General features: G+C 37.6%; 16 protein-coding genes. 3 read left to right on the top strand and 13 right to left on the bottom strand.

What is annotated here, in order from left to right; all coding sequences use genetic code 11:
• The first annotated feature begins 17 nt into the window (after window positions 1-17).
• Complete coding sequence (gene lptB, locus DN064_RS04810; protein WP_115461496.1) at window positions 18-758, top strand: LPS export ABC transporter ATP-binding protein; 741 nt, start codon at window positions 18-20, stop codon at window positions 756-758.
• On the opposite strand, the gene DN064_RS04815 is transcribed toward lptB, so the two are convergent.
• Both DN064_RS04815 and DN064_RS04820 read right to left on the bottom strand, forming a co-directional pair.
• A complete protein-coding gene (locus DN064_RS04815; RefSeq protein WP_115461497.1) occupies window positions 755-1552 on the bottom strand; it encodes a TerC family protein in 798 nt (265 codons plus the stop codon). The genes lptB and DN064_RS04815 overlap by 4 nt on opposite strands.
• A gap of 17 nt (window positions 1553-1569) precedes the next feature.
• Complete coding sequence (locus DN064_RS04820; protein WP_115461498.1) at window positions 1570-2340, bottom strand: CDP-alcohol phosphatidyltransferase family protein; 771 nt, start codon at window positions 2338-2340, stop codon at window positions 1570-1572.
• A gap of 150 nt (window positions 2341-2490) precedes the next feature.
• On the opposite strand from DN064_RS04820, the gene DN064_RS04825 reads away from it, so the two are divergent.
• Together DN064_RS04825 and lnt are read left to right on the top strand one after the other, a co-directional pair.
• Window positions 2491-3561 carry a putative type IX sorting system protein PorV2 gene (locus DN064_RS04825; protein ID WP_115461499.1) on the top strand — a complete coding sequence of 357 codons (1071 nt, stop codon included), beginning with the start codon at window positions 2491-2493 and terminating at the stop codon, window positions 3559-3561.
• 27 nt (window positions 3562-3588) lie between these two features.
• Window positions 3589-5178 carry an apolipoprotein N-acyltransferase gene (gene lnt / locus DN064_RS04830; protein ID WP_115461500.1) on the top strand — a complete coding sequence of 530 codons (1590 nt, stop codon included), beginning with the start codon at window positions 3589-3591 and terminating at the stop codon, window positions 5176-5178.
• A gap of 5 nt (window positions 5179-5183) precedes the next feature.
• Here lnt and DN064_RS04835 read toward each other — a convergent pair whose 3' ends face one another.
• The 11 genes from DN064_RS04835 to DN064_RS04885 all read right to left on the bottom strand — a co-directional run bounded on the left by DN064_RS04835 (window position 5184) and on the right by DN064_RS04885 (window position 18578).
• Window positions 5184-6578, bottom strand: a complete 1395-nt coding sequence (locus tag DN064_RS04835; RefSeq protein ID WP_115461501.1) for an exopolysaccharide biosynthesis polyprenyl glycosylphosphotransferase — start codon at window positions 6576-6578, stop codon at window positions 5184-5186.
• Between the two features lie 153 nt (window positions 6579-6731).
• Window positions 6732-7757: a glycosyltransferase family 4 protein gene (locus DN064_RS04840; RefSeq protein ID WP_115461502.1), complete on the bottom strand. Its 1026-nt coding sequence runs from the start codon at window positions 7755-7757 to the stop codon at window positions 6732-6734.
• On the bottom strand, window positions 7711-9093 hold the full coding sequence (locus DN064_RS04845; RefSeq protein ID WP_115461503.1) for an O-antigen ligase family protein: 1383 nt from the start codon (window positions 9091-9093) through the stop codon (window positions 7711-7713). The genes DN064_RS04840 and DN064_RS04845 overlap by 47 nt, the downstream gene beginning before the upstream one ends.
• 31 nt (window positions 9094-9124) lie before the next feature.
• Complete coding sequence (locus DN064_RS04850; protein WP_115461504.1) at window positions 9125-10198, bottom strand: glycosyltransferase; 1074 nt, start codon at window positions 10196-10198, stop codon at window positions 9125-9127.
• On the bottom strand, window positions 10195-11316 hold the full coding sequence (locus DN064_RS04855) for a glycosyltransferase family 4 protein (protein WP_115461505.1): 1122 nt from the start codon (window positions 11314-11316) through the stop codon (window positions 10195-10197). The genes DN064_RS04850 and DN064_RS04855 overlap by 4 nt, the downstream gene beginning before the upstream one ends.
• Window positions 11313-12302 (bottom strand): glycosyltransferase family 2 protein, encoded by a 990-nt coding sequence (locus DN064_RS04860; protein WP_115461506.1) that lies wholly within the window; start codon window positions 12300-12302, stop codon window positions 11313-11315. Before DN064_RS04860 ends, DN064_RS04855 begins: the two co-directional genes overlap by 4 nt.
• The gene (locus tag DN064_RS04865; protein ID WP_115461507.1) at window positions 12295-13848 is read right to left on the bottom strand and encodes a glycosyltransferase family 2 protein; all 1554 of its coding nucleotides are present in this window, start codon (window positions 13846-13848) and stop codon (window positions 12295-12297) included. The genes DN064_RS04860 and DN064_RS04865 overlap by 8 nt, the downstream gene beginning before the upstream one ends.
• Window positions 13849-13886: 38 nt before the next feature.
• Window positions 13887-15014, bottom strand: a complete 1128-nt coding sequence (locus tag DN064_RS04870; RefSeq protein WP_115461508.1) for a glycosyltransferase family 4 protein — start codon at window positions 15012-15014, stop codon at window positions 13887-13889.
• 12 nt (window positions 15015-15026) lie between these two features.
• Entirely contained in the window at window positions 15027-16415 is a 1389-nt protein-coding gene (locus DN064_RS04875) for a UDP-glycosyltransferase (protein ID WP_157962234.1), read from the bottom strand.
• Window positions 16412-17542 carry a UDP-N-acetylglucosamine 2-epimerase gene (gene neuC / locus DN064_RS04880; RefSeq protein WP_115461510.1) on the bottom strand — a complete coding sequence of 377 codons (1131 nt, stop codon included), beginning with the start codon at window positions 17540-17542 and terminating at the stop codon, window positions 16412-16414. Before neuC ends, DN064_RS04875 begins: the two co-directional genes overlap by 4 nt.
• Entirely contained in the window at window positions 17535-18578 is a 1044-nt protein-coding gene (locus DN064_RS04885; protein ID WP_232827386.1) for an N-acetylneuraminate synthase family protein, read from the bottom strand. Before DN064_RS04885 ends, neuC begins: the two co-directional genes overlap by 8 nt.
• Window positions 18579-18587 lie beyond the last annotated feature (9 nt).

The following is an 18587-nucleotide window of genomic DNA, read 5'->3' on the forward strand; positions in this document are numbered from 1 at the left end:
CCGTTCTATTCACAGCCATGAAATTACACGCACAAAATCTTATGAAATCCTACAGCGGTCGAAAGGTTGTTAAGGATGTATCATTGGAGGTTAATCAAGGTCAGATCGTTGGGCTTTTAGGCCCAAATGGTGCTGGAAAAACCACTTCCTTCTACATGATCGTGGGAATTATTAAACCTAATGGTGGCCAGATTTTCCTTGAAAACACAGAGATCACCAAGTACCCCATGTATAAGCGTGCACAAAACGGTATTGGCTATCTGGCGCAAGAAGCATCTGTGTTTAGAAAACTGAGTATCGAGGATAATATCTTAAGTGTTCTTCAGCTCACCAAGCTCACAAAGAAAGAGCAGCACATGAAAATGGAATCTTTAATTGAAGAGTTTGGCCTTGGTCATATTAGAAAGAACCGTGGCGATTTGTTATCTGGTGGTGAGCGAAGACGAACAGAAATTGCCCGGGCCCTAGCCACCGATCCAAACTTTATCCTTCTTGATGAACCATTTGCAGGGGTTGACCCTGTGGCGGTTGAGGATATTCAACGTATTGTGGCCAAGCTGACCAAGAAAAATATTGGTATTCTTATTACCGACCATAACGTGCAGGAGACCTTAGCTATTACAGATAAGACCTATTTAATGTTTGAAGGGAGTATTCTCAAGGCTGGGGTTCCAGAAGAACTGGCCAGTGATGAGATGGTCCGAAAAGTCTATTTAGGTCAGAATTTTGAATTGAGAAAAAAGAAATTGAATTTCTAGGATTCTTTATTAGAGATCTCCTTTTGGACGCGCTCTTTTTCTGCGAGTAATTTTTTTTGATATTTACTCTGAACAATATCCACAACTACCAGAATAACAATTACAAAGTAAAAGGTGGTTTTACTCATATGCTCTATGGGATTGTCGAAAATGGTAAGCGTCGCCAATTCACCACCTTCTGTTACCAGCATAATCCCTACTATAAACAAAATAAATAACCCAAGCACTTCATACATACGGTTCTTTTCGAGAAACTCTGAAACCTTATCAGAAAGCACGATCATTAACAAGCCCCCAATGACAATGGCTGTTGCCATTACCCAAAAAACATTGGTTAAGGCCATAGCACTCAATATGGAATCAAATGAAAATACCAGATTCATAATCACGATCATCGTAATAACCTTGTTTAAACTACTTGGTTGACGGTCCTTGTCAACAGCTGTATCCATTTGGGTATGCCCAATCATATGCCATATCTCTTTAATGGCGGTATATATGATAAAGATCCCACCACCAAGAACAATCAAACTATGAATATTAAAATTACCGGTTAATACTCCTTCAAATGGAAACGAAAAAATTGGGTCCTGGAAATACTCGATTACATTAATGAGCACAAACAAAAGTGCAATCCTCAGAGCAATGGCCAATAATATCCCAATTCGCCTAACATAGGCCTGTTTTTCTTTAGGAGCCCGCTTGCTTTCAAGGGATATATACAATAAGTTATCAAATCCAAGAACTGCCTGCAACATCACAAGCATTAATAATGTGAAAATATTTTCTAACATACTTAAGTGGAATTAAACTAAGACGATTGATTAGATCTAGATGCCAAATTATCCAACAGCGACATTACCACATACAATATGATAATAACTGGAACTGCGGCGAATTTTAAGACTATTAATAATACTAAGGTCAGTATTAAGAAACTAAAACGTGTGGCATTGGATTTAAAATCGAAGGATTTAAATTTTAAGGAAAATAACTTTATCGGTGCGTTTAGCATATATACTGAAAGTATCGTAATGCCAAGCAATACCCAGGGATTGACAATCTGAGCATTGATAAGATCATTGTTTTGATACTCTAGAATTAAGGGTAAGGAAATAATAAGTAAGGTATTAGCCGGAGTGGGCAAGCCTTTAAAAAAATCCTGTTGTTCCGTATCCAGATTAAACTTTCCTAAGCGATAGGCCGAAGCTAAGGGGATCAAAAGTGCAATTAGTGGAAAAAAACCAAGTTCTGTATTATACCAGGTTGCGTCATTTGAATTTGTCTCCAATAAATAAATCAACTCACCAGAGGTATTGACTGACATGGCCATCAACTGATACATAATCAATCCCGGAACAACCCCACTGGTAACAACGTCTGCCAAAGAGTCCAACTGAAGTCCTAAAGCGCTTTGTGCGTTCAACATTCGAGCCAATAGACCATCAAGAAAATCAAAGACGATGCCTATACAAACAAATATTGCCCCCCAAACGAGCTCACCTTGAACCACAAATAAAATGGCGATACAGCCAGACATTAAATTAAGAAGGGTAGCGATATTTGGAATATGTTGTTTCATAAGATGGCGTAACCCCGTAAAAATATAAAACTCGATGAAATATAATTTGGATCCAAGACAATTTTCACGGTTAATAACCTAGGCAATAAGTACTGAAAAAAGCAGTTTAATAGCTATAAAATATTATGCATCTTTGTAAAAAAATTGTGGTTGAGGACTTTTTTACTCTTTTTTATACTGGGCATTGGCAGCGTTCTTAATGGACAAACCACACGGAGGTATTCAAATGAGTTTCTAAACATTGGCGTGGACGCTGCTGCATTAGGTATGAGCAATGCCGTAACAGCCCAGACTGCTGATGTAAACTCGGGTTATTGGAATCCTGCTGGTTTGGTGAATTTAGAAGATTCACAAATAGCACTTATGCACTCCAGTTATTTCGCCAACATTGCTAATTACAATTATATAGCATGGGCTATGCCTATTGATGACAGATCAGCGGTAGGGGCATCCTTGATTAGGTTTGGAGTCGATGATATATTAGATACAACGCAATTAATAGACGACCAGGGCAATATTAATTACGACCGTATTAGTACATTCTCTACAGCTGATTATGCCTTTACAGTTTCTTACGCCAGAAATGTAAAACTGGAAGGATTCAGTTATGGTGTCAATGCTAAAATTATAAGAAGAATTATTGGAAACTTTGCTAGTGCCTGGGGTTTTGGAATCGATGCAGGACTACAATTTAAAACAAAAAATGACTGGAAAATAGGGATCATGGGACGTGATATCACCACAACTTATAACTCATGGGCCATCGATGACGAAGAATTCGAAAAAATTAGTGGAGCCATTGATGGACAAAACCAGACCCTCCCTGAAACTACCGAAATCACGATTCCTAAATTAGAGTTTGGGGTATCCAAATCATGGTTGTTTCATTATGACTATTCTCTAGAAGCAGCTTTAAACCTCAACATTAGGTTTATTGAAAGTAATGCCATCATTTCAAGCAGTTTTGCTAGTATTAATCCAGCATTTGGTTTTCAATTTGGGTATACCGATCTGGTGTTTTTAAGAGGTGGTGTTGGAAACTTTCAAAACGAACTTCAAATCGATAATTCGCAAAACCTAACCTTCCAACCAAATTTTGGGGTGGGATTCAAGTTTAAGGGCATTCAATTGGATTATGCCTTTACTGATATTGGAGACCAAAGTGTGGCCTTGTATTCCAATGTATTCTCGTTAAAAATTGACTTCTCCATTTTTAGATAAGAGCTTGAAAACAACTATTTTTAGCCAATGAAAAAATTACTTGCAGTAATTAGTTCCGGGCTTTTACTGGCCCTATCCTGGCCTACTTACGGTTTTCCCTTGCCGTTATTTTTCGCCTTTGTCCCACTGTTGGCATATGAACAACGCATCAGGACATCGGATATAAGGCGCAAACGTACCCAACTATTTTTTGGCTCGTATTTAACCTTTATCATATGGAACACGTTTACCACTTCTTGGTTATGGTTTGCTGACCCTTTTGGATGTTTGTTTGCCATAGGAGTTAACAGTGCGCTCATGGCAGTACTCATACTTTTTTATCACAGTGTTGCTAAACGTACCAACGCCTTTCGATCCTTGGTTTTTCTGATATTGCTATGGTTGTGCTTTGAAAAATTGCACCTCAGTTGGGAATTTTCATGGCCCTGGTTAAATCTTGGAAATGCCTTTTCCGAACAGATTACATGGATTCAATGGTATGAATACACCGGCACCTTTGGAGGCACCCTTTGGGTATGGATTGGAAATGTATTAGCCTTCAGAATCTACAACAAATACAATTCTGGTGACCGAGTTAAAGGGTTGAAGAAACCGGGACTCATTCTGGTATCATGGATTGTAATGCCAATAGCCATTTCAATGGTAATGTTTTATAATTACAAACCATCCCATGATACTGTTGCCATTACTGTCTTACAGCCCAATATCGATCCCTATGAGGAAAAATACCAACTGAGCAACCTAGAAATTGCTAAGACCTTAGTGGAGCTCGCCGATACCAAGAACACCGATGCCACTCCCGACTTTATTTTGGCCCCTGAAACGGTATTTGCTGATAATGCGCGACTTGGAAAATTTGCCGACTCGGACTTTATAAACGAACTTAAAAAATCTTTATACACCCAACCGAAAACCAGTTGGCTAACGGGTATTGCTTTTATAGAATTTATAAATGACCCCACAAAAGTGACGGAACAAAGTAACTTCTACAGAAAGGGAATCTGGTACAACGATTACAACTCTGCTATTTTAATCCAGGACAATGCTGAAATCCCAATGTACCATAAGAGCAAGTTGGTTGTGGGTGTTGAAAATTTCCCCTACCAATCGGTTTTAAAACCGATTATTGGAGATGCCATGATTGATCTTGGTGGTACGGTGGCCATGAAAACTACGCAGGATACCAGAGCAGTTTTCACTGGCACAAACGAAGCCCATAAAATTGCCCCCATAATTTGTTACGAATCGGTATATGGAGAATTTGTAACAGAATACGTTAGGAATGGAGCCAATGTTTTGGGGATCATTACCAATGACGCCTGGTGGGGCAACACCCAAGGACACCAGCAGCACTTGAGTTATGCGCGCTTACGTGCCATTGAAACCAGACGTTCCATAGCACGTTCTGCCAATACGGGCATCTCTGCTTTTATCAATCCAAAAGGGGAACTCCTCAGTTCCTTACCTTACGATACACAAGGAGCCTTATCGAGTCAGCTGCCACTTGAAACAAAAGAAACCTTTTATGTAGTAGCAGGAGATTATCTTGCCAGAATAGCCATATTCATTACTCCCTTGATGTTTTTGATTATTCGTTTTAGAAAACCGCGTATTTAAATGGTTTATTGCCCGCGATAATACAGAACTGTAGAAATAGTTTTTACAAAAATGTTCAGGTCAAGGAATATCCCTCTGTGTTTAATATAATACAGATCGTACTGAAGCTTTAAACGGCTATCATCTATGGAAGCCCCATACCGCGATTTCACCTGAGCCCAGCCAGTTAAACCCGGTTTAATAATATGACGCGCCTCGTAAAACGCCAAACTTTCAGCAAGGGCCTTAACAAAGTACGGACGTTCAGGTCGCGGACCAATAAAACTCATATCCCCTTTGAGCACATTCCAGAATTGGGGTAGTTCGTCAAGCCGTGTACGTCGAAGAAAATTCCCAAATGTGGTAATTCGCAAATCCCCTTTTTGCGCCCATTGTGCCTTTCCGTTTTCGGCATTAGGCACCATGGTGCGTAATTTGTGAATGTTAAACGGCCGCCCGTGCTGGCCAATTCTTACCTGAGAATAGAATAAGGGACCCTTGTTTCCCATAAAATTACCGAGGATAATAAATGGAGACAACAGCACACCAATTAACAAGCCAATAAGCGATAAAATAATATCAAAAACCCGCCTAAAAAACAGATACAACTGGTTCTCATTATTACGGCTAAATGGGAAGTATTTATAAAAGTCTTTCCCAATATATTGAATGGGTACCCTAAAGAGTAATTCTTCGTAAACCTGCGTAAAATCGCGCACTTTAAATCCGCGTTCCATGAGCAATAATAACTGATCGTAAATATCGTCATTCATAGACTCAGCATTAAAATGCGCTACAATTACCTCCGATACCTGCTCATCAATGAGAATGTCTATTAACTGCTGACCTGGAAATTGGGTCAATCCTTTAAAACTAATGCGTTCCTCTTCATCCTGTTCTGAATTTACAAAACCAACGATTTGAAAATTAGGACTGTGCTTTTTTAGAGACTTCAGCACATTACCCATTTGGGTTACCTCCCCTACCAGTAAAACGCGCTTATAAAATCTGGGAGACTGTAACAAACCGATATATAATAGTCTTCCCAATAATAGCATTAGAAGTATGCCAATATAGAAATACAAGATTTGAATACGATCCTCTGGTAAAAAGGGAGTGATACGAGGTGTCAGTAAATAAAAAAGTACTACTACTGATAGACACATGACCGCATTCCGAAAGGTCAAATAGAACTTGCTTGCAGGAAATAATTCATAGAGCTCAAAGACCGTAGCGAAGATGCTGAAATAAATGGCTAGCACCGCAAAAGCAATCGCATTTTCTTGAGTGTATATAAGATATTCAAAGTCAACAATAAATGGCAGTAGATATATACCAAAGCCAATCATAAACAAGTCCATCACTCGTAGGAGAAGCTTGCGTTCAGAGACTTCGAAGTGGATCCCTTTTTGGTGTGTCATGGTTATTTAGATTGCACCTAAATATAAGAAGTCTTTGATTCCTAGTTAAGACAATTTTAAGAAACTAGTTCACCGGTTCTTAACAATAATAGCTTTGGTAATTCTATGGATATTAAATGTCTTCTTTTGGTTAAAATATTAGACCTCACAACTTTACTTAGTACCTAATGACCGGAAGAGTTCCTTCCACTGTTGTTTTACTTTAATGGTATCGAAAGTCTCGACTTTTTGACGGGCCTTGGCAGTTAATTCCTGAAACAACTCAGGATCTTCAACCAAATTCAGAACAGCACTTGTCATCGCCTCCACATTTTTTGAATCGACCAGTATACCCTCTATTCCATGATCTATTAAATAAGGCATGCCCCCGACGTTGGTAGAAACCACCCCTAATCCTAAAGCCATAACCTCAATAACACTTAAGGGAGTATTATCAATGGTACTTGTATTTAAAAAGATGTCGTAATTTTTGGATAGAGCAACCCATTCTTCTTTCGATTGGTAACCACTAAAATCAACGTTTAAGGCATATTTTTGCGCAAAGGATTTTAAAGTATCCAGGCTCCCATCATGGTCAGCCCCCACCATACATAATTCAGCTTTTAAGCCTTTAGCTTTTAATCCAAGAAACACCTGCAAAGCCATCATTGGGTTGTAAATGTCCTGGAGGCGGCGTACCCAGAGAAGTTTAAGTTCTGCTTTTTCTCTCCTTAAGTAAGGAAGATTCTCAAGGGCTACGGCATTGGGAATATGATAAATATTCTTAAAACCAAAGTCACGAAATGACTGTTCTAGATACCTGGAGGGAGCTACATTGGCAGTTGCATTTCCAAAAAGTAATTGACATTGGCTTGGCGACTCTTTTAATCGATTGGGCAGATTTCCACCATGCAGAATGGGGATGTATATCAACTTGAATCGTCTACACAGCCAGGCAATGACCACCGCATAATAAAAATTTTGAGTACTGTAGGTATCGATAAGGACCACATCAACATAACGCCGATGACGCACAACAGACCATATCATATCCAAAAGACGTACAAGCTTATTGTTTGCGCTGGAGGTATATATTATACGATAACCTAAAGCTTCGAGTAAAGGCCCCAAAGTAAACATATAAGAAGGGTTCTTAGGCCCTTTTAGGTAATTGCCTACGTACAGGACGTTTTTTGTCATTGGTCACATAAATTAAAGCCAGGGCATAAATAAATCCAGGAGCGGCCAAACGCATCGCCGAATGGTTGATGGTGGCAAACCAGAACGCTAAAAAAGCGTAAAAGAAGATATTTTTATTGCCTTTTTTTCTTAAACTTAAGGGCTTAAAAAGTAAGATACAGAGTATGAAAATACCAAGAACACCATGTTCAGAGAAAATTCTACTAATTTCATTGTGAGACGCAACAATTTGTCCTTCTTCCTCGTATCTCAAGTTCTTCATACCACTCGCACCTACACCAAAAAAAGGATTATTCTGAAATCCCTCTAGTTCTTGCATAAACAGTTCTAAACGACCAGTTGAAATATCTTTTTCTCTACCTGCGGCATCTTGGCCCACATATCGTTTTTCAATGAGATCGTTGGTTTGACTTTTAGAATAAAACCAGGTTCCAATCCCAACCATTATTAACAAAACAAATGAACCTAATATTTGTTGTTTTCTGCGATAACCTGACTGCCAATATAAAACAAATAAAAAGGCTGAAATGGTTATAATAGCCGCCAGAACCCCTCCACGACTAAAAGTTACAATACCTCTATACGCTGTAAAGGCTAGTAAAAAGCCATTGATGAGCTTTAATCCTAGACTTGGTGATCTTAAAAATAATCTAACAGTAAACGCAAATACCCCTAAACCAAGTAAAGTTGACACTTGATTTGGACCATACCCTCCGGATGTGGCGAAATTTGAATCTGTACCTCTTACAACGTCTTGTATTGATGGGGTATATAAATACAAATACGTAGTCATGGAAATAATTGGCAAACTCATAATCTTCAATAAATCTAACATTTGAGAACTACTCATTTTTTTATTGTAACAGTATAAAGCCGCAATTCCTAAACTTACGGGACCACTCAATACAAAAGCTACAGAGGATCTAAATTTCAGATCAAAACTCAAATTCATTGAAGCAATTACCACAGCTGGAACTAAAGCAATGAGGTAAATAAAATAGGGGTAACCTTTACCTGAAATCCCGTCATAAAACATTCCAAACAAACAAAATAAAATAACCAGATACTTAGAAATCTCATAAAACAGGCCACCCCCTGTCATACGAAATAATGTTTCTCCTGCTATTATATAGGCGCAGGCCGCCAGAACCCAAAATTGTTTTTTCTTATTAGCAGCGGTAATAATTTTATAAAAGAAAAAAACGATTACTGCTAAGTAAAAAGGATTTCTTAATGGTTCAATTGAAAAAATAACCACCCCAATGATGATATGCATAACTACAAGACTTATGTAATTAAACTCACGTCGCCATACCGGGGTTTTATTTCTTGACATATTAATTGAAAATTACAATTTTTTGTATCATCTACAATTCAGTGTAAAAACCCAACAATTTATGAATGGAACCATTTTCAGAAAAGTCATCGTTGATTAATTCATTTAAACCCTTGCCTAATTTATTTGCGAAGATTTTGTCTCTGATCAAATTATTTAATGCTAGAAAGAGGCTATTTGAGTTCTCTGATTCAACTAACAGGCCTGTTTTGTTATTTATAATAACCCTGTTACAATCACCCACATTAGTTGCCACTACTGGTAGACCAGTCTGACCATATTCCAGCAGACTCAATGGTAATCCTTCTGAACTTGAAGATAGAACTCCAATACTTGATTGTAAAAGTACATTAGGTACGTCAGATACCGAACCATAAGTATTTACAGCCTCTCTAGCTTCCATTGACTCAATTTTAGATAGTACTTCTTCTTCGTAATTATCATTAAAATGCTTTCCAACCAAATGTAAGGACCAATCAGGACATTGTTTAACCACTTGCTCAAATGCATCTAATAAATTAATTAAATCTTTTTGGGGACGCCAATTCGCTAAACAAATAATACGTTTTCCTTTAATTCCTTTTAATGTGGTTTTCTCAATTTTTCTTTGCGTTGTACTTATAAAGTTTGGCAAGTATATAACCCGTGAAATACTTAAAATATTCCGATGCCATGATTCCAGTTTGGCATTTACGGTAATACTTCCTGAAAAATAACGGGATAACAATTTTAAGATTCGTTTAGGTCGTTGATCAAGGAATTCACTTTGGCCATAATGATCATGCCATACTATTTTTAAAGTTGGATGTAACCATTTCATGACTACTGCCAATCCATAAGAACTGCTGTGAGCATGAAGTATATCAATATTATTTTTCTTAATAAATTTATAAAGTCGCTTCCAGGCCAAAATGTCAAAACGAGAAGATTTACCTAAAAACAGATAGGACACTTGGGATTTTAATTGTTGCTTTAAGGGACCTTCAACCCGAGTAGCACAAAGGCCTGAAAATTGAACGTGCGATACCAACCCATTAGCCAGATTAACTGCCATACGTTCAGTGCCACCAGCTTCCAAACTATCGACAAGTTGCAACACTTTCATACTTCTAAAAGGACTGATTTAATTTCTTCATTTAAACGATCAAAGGTATATTGTTCAGACCATGTCTGAGCCCTCTGAGCCAGAAAGTGTAAGTCCTTTTGCTCCAAGGCATAAGTGATTGAACTAATGGCACTTTCGAGTTTAGGTTCAATTAAAATACCTCGCATACCATCATCTAGCATCCATTCTACACAAGACACGCTGGTAGTCACAGGAATACAACCAAAAAACATACCCTCTGCCACCGCTTTCGGCCAACCTTCCGATTTGGAGGGCAAAATGTTAAAATGAGCCTTTTGATAATAGTTCTTTAATTCCTGAATATCCCGATTCCCATACAGATTAATTTGATCCCTAATTCGATTTTCAGTAATATATGCTTCCAATTCAATTCTTAATGGTCCGTCTCCAAACATATGAAGAATGGCTGGATAGCCTTTCTTATTTAATTCTTCAATAATTTGAATGGTTAATAAAGGTCGTTTTCCAGGCACTAAGGAGGCCGCAAATACGAATTCCAAGATTTGATCAAAATCCCTTTTCTTAAATGGTACTTTATCCTTGTCGTAATAGGTCGCCGAAATAAAAGGGATAATGTGTTCAGGTTCGTTAGGCCACTCCCCATACACCAATACTTTCATATTTCTTGTAAGAAAGCGATTCCGCAAAATGGCCTGTTGTAATTTATAAGACCAGGGTTGCTGACTATTAGGATCCCAATTACCAGCATATTTAGTGCTTTTTGGTTTTCTAGGAAATAATATCTGACATACACAGGCAATCAGGCCTATATTGCCAGGACAGCGTAAATGAATATGATCTGCCATAGCCATCACTCTTATACACTGGATAAATATTATAGGGATGACCAAAATACTTCTTATAACTTGCATAACGGACAATAAGTTGAATGCCGGAACCTTAAAAAAAGTGAGCCTTGAATGCTCGTAAGCAACATCAATTGTTCCTGGATCAGACTTTTTATTCAAAGGACCACAAACCAGCATTTCTTCAACATAGTAACCCCAAAGATTCATTTCTCTTATATAGGGTCCGTATCCAAACAACTGTTGATTTTTTTTAGTATGTTGAACAATAGTAAAAATGGCAAGCTTCATGATTGGATACTAGGTTTAAAAAAGAACAGTTTTGTCCATGCAAATAAGCGTCCCATACCCTCCCTTATACTTTTTCTATTAAGAGTTCCTAAAGTCAATAAAATTAGCAACAAACTACATGCACGCCATCTGAATTTATCTTTAACGGAGGGTTTTGGGAAGCGAATTCGCCATACATACCATCCATTTCTAATGACCATTTTACCATATTCAAACCAATCTGGACGCCCGGACTTATCATGATGATGTTCACATTGGGCTGCCGTATTTACATATAAATCACCAAAGCTAAGCAGTCTAAAACAGAAATCAGCATCCTCGTATAATCCATAGCCTTCAAAAAAAGTTGAAAATCCAACCTTTTTGAGAACATCAAGTTTGTATGAAGACACACCACCCATAAAATGCTCTACACCGTAAATTTTGCCTGAAGGTGGCAAAAAGCTCACCGATCTTCCATGACCAAAACTTGGTAAAAAACAAGGTTGACGGTCGGGTGCCAAACCACAAAGCCGTCTTACCTGAAATCTCATCGGTTCCTGTCTTTGAAACTCTTCGAAATAAAACTTTGATCTTAAACTTTTACTTGATTTAAATTCCCATATAACTTCATTAGTTATATAGCCGCCAACACCAATAGCATCCGGAAAAGCAATGTAAGTATTAATTAAGCTCGTAAAATAATCTTTGCTCAGAATAATATCATCATCAAGGAAGCAAACATAATCTATATCCTTACCTACTTTAGAAATCCCATAATTACGCTGCTTTGTTAAGCCACGATGTTCCGTGTTTACCTGAAAATATTTCAAACTAGGTAATTGGCTGGATTGACATACAATTTCAGTTTTTTGATCAGAGGAAGCATCTATAATTAAAATCTCATCTGGGGCTACAGATTGGGTGGCTATAGATTTTAGGAGAGTACTCAAAGATTCAGGACGAGAATAAGTACAAACGATTAAGGAAAATTTGCGATTATTCATGCTCGCTCTTTAGATATTTTGCCCATCTGACACTGGAATTCCACTGTTGATTAAATTGCCTCTTAAATTTTAGAAAATGTAACCTTTTCTGTTTAAATAAAAGTCTTAAAAACAACAAAAGCTTATAACCCTTAATTTGTATTATGCTTTGATGTTTCAGTTTATATAACATGATGGTAGGAGACGGTTTTGGAATGATAAGATCTTTATCCCATGGCATTACATTTACTTTTCGAAAGCCGCCAATTGGTGCTTTTAAATGCAGAACATGAAGATTAGGAGAATAAATGACGTCCTTACCTATATTTCTCAATTGCATACCAAAATCAGCATCTTCCCCATAACCATGTTCGAATGCCATATCAAAAGTTACTTCTTTAAGCAATTCAGATCGAATTATGGAACACCCTGCGCCGAAAGTATGCCATTGTAGCCATGTCCTAGCTGTTTCAACTTCACCTTTTTGTAGATAGGACATATTCAATACTTTGGTTCCTAGTTTATTCATTTCGATTATCGCCTTTTCCAGCAAGTCAGCTGAAAAACGGTTGTCATCATCTGCCAAGTAAACATATTCTGAAGACACTTCTTGTAAAGCCAGATTTCTAGCATTACATGCCCCGGTTTGATGAATAAAGTGATGAACCACTGTAAACGGCCATTCTTCTTCAGTCAAAAAGTCCAATTCGGATTCTGAATAAAGGTTTGCATTCTGTTCAACAATGATTACCCTATGAGGTAAAAGAGATTGATTACTTAAATCTTTAAGCACATCATATAAGAAGTTCTTTCTACCTAAAGTTGGTATTATTACATCGATACTTGCCTCAGCTGAATCCTCTTTTGCCGAATTAATCTCAAATTCGTCAAGAGTCAACTTAACTCTAACCTCCTTGGTAAAGAGGGATTTAATCAAACTATACAACTTCAACTTGCCCTCGTAAATAAGGAAATTTAAAAATAATATGAAAAGCCATCTTTTCTTATAGTTAGATCTAACGAAATGAAATAGTTCATCTTTTACTCTTGGAGATTGCTTATATGAATTCTCAATAAAGCCCTCTAGAAGTCCAGGGGTACTATAGCATAATAGCCCATTCTTCATGTTTTGTTTGGCCATAACATTTAAGAACAATTCAAATGAGTGGTCCTTATATTGGGCCTTCTTAAGTTGTGAAATTAGGGAAGCATGTATTCCACCAACACAACTACTCATACGCCATGTAGGATAAGGAACATTTTTATTGATGTTTATTAAAGGCGAATGCTCAATATAACCAATGGTATCAGGTATATAATAATCGTGAATCTCAAACGATGACATTATTCTTTTATGAAGAAAGATGCTTCTAAACTTATTGTAACTAAAAAAAGGAAATAATCTTTCTTCACACCAACCTAAAAAATGATCTGGATAACTAATAGCCATATTAAAGAGCTGACCAATCAGACCAACTTCATCATTCATCGGTACTTTTATATCGCTTGGATAATCCCTGATCTCTAGCACCTTGTTATTCTGATGAATTAATAGTATTAGTTTCATTCTATTTAATTTCAATAGAAAAAATATAATTTATGTGCTCAAACATGATGATAAAATTCAATATTTTTTATCAAACCCTGTTCTAAACTAAAGTGCTTCTCTATATGAGCACGGGCGTTACGCCCAAGGTGTTTACTTTTATCTACATCACAAATTAATTCAACAATTCTTTGAGCATACAATTGATGATCCTTAGGGTCTACCATAAACCCTGTTTCTCCCTCCACCATTAGTTCTTTTGCCCAACCAATATTAGACGACACCAAGGGGCGTGACATTGACAATACCTCTAACCAGGTCATTGGAAATGCCTCGGCTAAACTTGGTAAGATACCTACCTGAGCGTACTGAATTAAATCTCGGATAGCAGAATACTCAACTTCACTCAAAAAAGTAGTCCGATTTACAGCTTCAGGGGTTAAAATTTCTTTAAAAATCGATAGCGTTGATTTTTTTAGAATGACGTCTATGGTGTCTTTTCCAATAACAGTTAAAGTGGCATCTCTATTTTTTTCAACTACCAAATTGAAAATATGGGCTAAATGCAAAATGCCCTTTTTTCTAATAATTGTGCCAAAATACAGTAGACTACCAGTCTTAAAATCGTGAGTTGATTTAAAGTAATTAGTATCTATTACATTATGAACAACCTCTATAGGGTTTTTTAATTTAAAATGACGTTTGGTAAAATCGGCTACAAATTCACTCACTGAGACAATATAATTAGCATCTTTAATGGCCTTCCATTCCAGCAAACGATACTTCCAATTTTGAGACCTCCCTTCCAGGTGACAAAAATAGGTGTCACTGCCATGTAATCGGATAACGAGCGGAACAGAAAATTTCATAAAAGCGGTGATCCCACCCCAATCAGGAGCTTCAATTAAATTGATATTCAATTGTTTAATATAATCATTAATGATTCGTTGGGATTTCTTTCGCTCGAAATACCATGATAGAATTTTATGCCGTTTCGCAGGTATACATATGAGTCTGATGTTTGTATCAAAAAGTATTGCATCCTTCTTTTGTCCTATAACAAATACGGTCACGTCTATTCCTTGACCTGCAAGACCCTTAGCTAGATTCTGTATACTGGTACCTATTCCTCCTGACTTCTTCAAATCTGGATGTGGATACTCTGGTGTTAAAAAGGAAATATGCATAAAAAAGACAAATCAATGTAGGTTCAAGAGACGTTCGGCAATTCTTTTTGACGCTATTTCCTGTGGAGCAAGATTAACTATGTCAAACCAATCTTTTGTATAGGTCAGGTTTTGTTTCGATGAGTCTAAAAACACTTGTAAATTCTTTGAAAGACTAGAAGGGTTTGTCCCCCAGACAACTGACTTATTATTTGGCATAGATCTAAAATGAACATAGTCATAAACATGAACACCTTCTAACGGCTTACCCTCTTCATTATACCTATAGTTTAAATACATACAAGGCTTATCCCTTGTTATGAAATCAAAAATCATAGAGGAACCCAGATTAATAACCCCTTTACAATGATAAGCTAGATTGGCTAGTAATTTATTGTCTGAAGGCAAAGGCATCACAGTATTCCAGACATCTCCATTCGCAGACCATTCTGGCCTTATAGGAATAATAATGTCATTAAACTCATCAATCACCTCATCATATCTATTTGAAAAATCTACCGGACACGGCCTGAAAATTAAACCAACTTTATACCCATTTTGATTTAATTCTCTAATGGCTCTAGCGGTATCCCTGAGATACAAATGATCCTTGGGACTTGTGGTGAAATCATCTCCGCTAAAACAGAAATATTCTATGTCTGAATTCAGGTTATACTTTTCAAAAAAATACGTTCTTGTTTCTATCAACTCATCCTGATAGTGCAGTTCAAATTGCGGGGTTCCAGTCACGAAAATCTGATCCGATTCTATAAATGGATGATATTTTATCAATTCACTCTTCATTAACTGGCCCCAGGTTAGATAGTAATCTGTGGTAACCTCTAAAGTAGATTTTGGTAGATTATCCCAGGAATAGATAAAACCAAGGCTGGTTATCCCCAGATCTTTTGCTGCTTCCACAGGTGCTATACTTAATAAAGAACGCTGTGATGAATTGAGAATAACATCAGGCTCTATTTCTGATAACACTTGTCTACATCTCCTATAATAGGCTGTCTTTGACTCCAAGCGATAAGTCCATTTTCTGGTAAGATTAGCTCCGTTCTCATTATTGAGGAAAAAAATAAGCAATTGGGTTAAAAGAGTACGAAACCAATTTTTTAATCCTTTTTTATTCAAAGGAAATTTGTAGGCTTGATAAATTGGATCCTGATTCCTTTTTGAAAAACAATTGAGTTCTATATGTTTTCTGGCATTTTTAAATACAGGGGTCAACCAGTGAGTTTTCCCTTTTGGCAGTGGAATTGCTTGTAAGCCCATCTTCTCAAAATCAAAGGAAGTTCCATTCCAAAATACCAGCTCTAAGCCGGATTTTTCGGCCTCAATTACAAATGGACTATACGTGAAGTTTCTTAAACTTATCCCATCCGTTAACAAAAGAAGGACTTTCTTTCGTTTCATACTGTTTGAAATTGCTTTTGATGGGGGGTTTCCCATAGACGAGTAGAATTCAAACTAGTCATAAAAAGCACTTTAGAATTACCATGCCCAAAATACGCGTCTGGTAAAAATGACTTATCTTTTTGAGCATTAATAGCACTTATAATTTTTGATTTATTATGCGATACATTTAGGATACTCTCAAGAAGACTGCGATTTTTTTGCCTGGAACCCACGTTAATACTTGGCACTCCATAAAAAGGAGCTTCTCTAACTCCAGCACTACTGTTACCAATTATAAATTGTGCATTCTTTAACAAGATTAAAAAATACTCAAATCGTAACGAAGGAAATACTTTAAACTTTGGGTGTTGTTTAAACGCTTCATAAGCCTTTAAAATCTTTATACTTCCCAGATCGTTATTGGGATATACCACCACATAATTCAGGCCGCTTTCAATTAGAGCTTGTACTATGGTTTCTGCATCTCTTTCAATACGATCAACCTCGGTTGTTACGGGATGATAAAGCATTAATGCATAGTCCTCGAAAGGAATATTATAATATGAAGTGACTTCGTCAAGTTCAGGTAAGGATTTGGAGGACATGACATCCAGGTCAGGAGAACCAATCACATAAATACTTTCAGGTAGCTCACCCATCTGCTTTAGTCGTTCTTTGGCCTCCTCATTTGCAGTATAATGGATATGGCTCAATTTTGAGACGGAATGTCTTATCAATTCGTCAATAGTCCCCGATACTTCCCCTCCCTCAATGTGTGCCACCAGTATATTATTTAAACTCCCTACTATGGCACCGGCTAGCGCTTCTACCCGATCACCATGCACCACAATCAAATCTGGTTGAATATCTTTTATATAGGCTGAAAACCCTTCAATAGTCCTGGCTAAGCTCAAATCCATTGTGTCTTCAGCGGTATGATTCTCGAACTTCTGTATATGAGAAAATCCACAGCGTTCCACCTCTATCAAGGTATAACCGTATTCTGTCATCATATGCATGCCTGTCACGAAGACAAACGGATCAAAATCTTCTTGGTCTTCCACAGACTGGATCAAGGCCTTAATCTTTCCAAAATCAGCTCTGGTTCCTGTAAGAAAAACTATGCGCTTTCTATCTTTATTCAAAATCAGTCCAGTTTAGATGCACCCCATCGGTTAAAGCTCTGATTGCCCTTTTACCAAGAAGTTGATTAAAATCTTTAGCTAGTATAGATCCAGTACCAGGCCGTTTTACCCAAATATTTTCTTTGGTCAGTGTTTCTCCCCTTTCAATATCTTTTATAGTACACACGGTGGCAAAGGCAAAATCAATGGTCACCTGCTCTTCCTTCGCGGGTTCCTTAGTACCACCTCGCATCTGCCAGATCTCCTTGGATCCCTGAATAAGCTCTCTACAAGTCTGTTCATCCATACTACAAACAATATCAGGTCCCGTACGCTGCATATGATCCGTAAAATGACGCTCCAGAATACTGGCGCCTAAGGCTACCGCACCTAGACAGGCATTGTTATTCAACGTATGATCACTTAGTCCAAATACTTTTTCTGGGAAAGCTTGATGTAATTCCATCATCGCGCCGTGTCGTACCAGATGTGGTGGCGTGGGATATAAGTTAGTGGTATGCAATAAAGCAACTGGCACCTTGGCCTGATCAAAGATTTGTACAGCTTTGGACACACTGTCTATAGTGTTCATTCCCGTACTAAGTATAACCGGTTTTCCAAAGCTGGCAATATGTTCCAAAAGAGGGTAATTATTACATTCCCCTGATCCGATCTTATAAGCGGAGACGTCCATAGCTTCTAGGAGATTAGCCGCCGCTCTAGAAAATGGTGTGGAAATAAAGATCATGCCTTTGGATTCTACATAAGCTTTTAAAGCGTGTTCGTCCGCTTCATTTAAGGCACAGCGCTCCATAATCTCATAAATAGACACCTTGGCATTACCTGGAATTACCTTTTTGGCCTCTGGACTCATTTCGTCCTCTACAATATGTGTTTGGTGCTTGACGACTTCCACCCCTGCTCTGGCAGCGGCATCTACCATTTGCTTCGCCACCTCGAGAGAGCCTTCATGGTTGATGCCTATTTCTGCGAGTACTAGTGGTGGGAATTCTGGACCTATGTGTCGCCCCTGAATTGAAAAATTTTGTTGGTTCAAAAAAATGAG

Source organism: Winogradskyella aurantiaca (assembly GCF_003362725.1).
Taxonomy (GTDB): domain Bacteria; phylum Bacteroidota; class Bacteroidia; order Flavobacteriales; family Flavobacteriaceae; genus Winogradskyella_A; species Winogradskyella_A aurantiaca.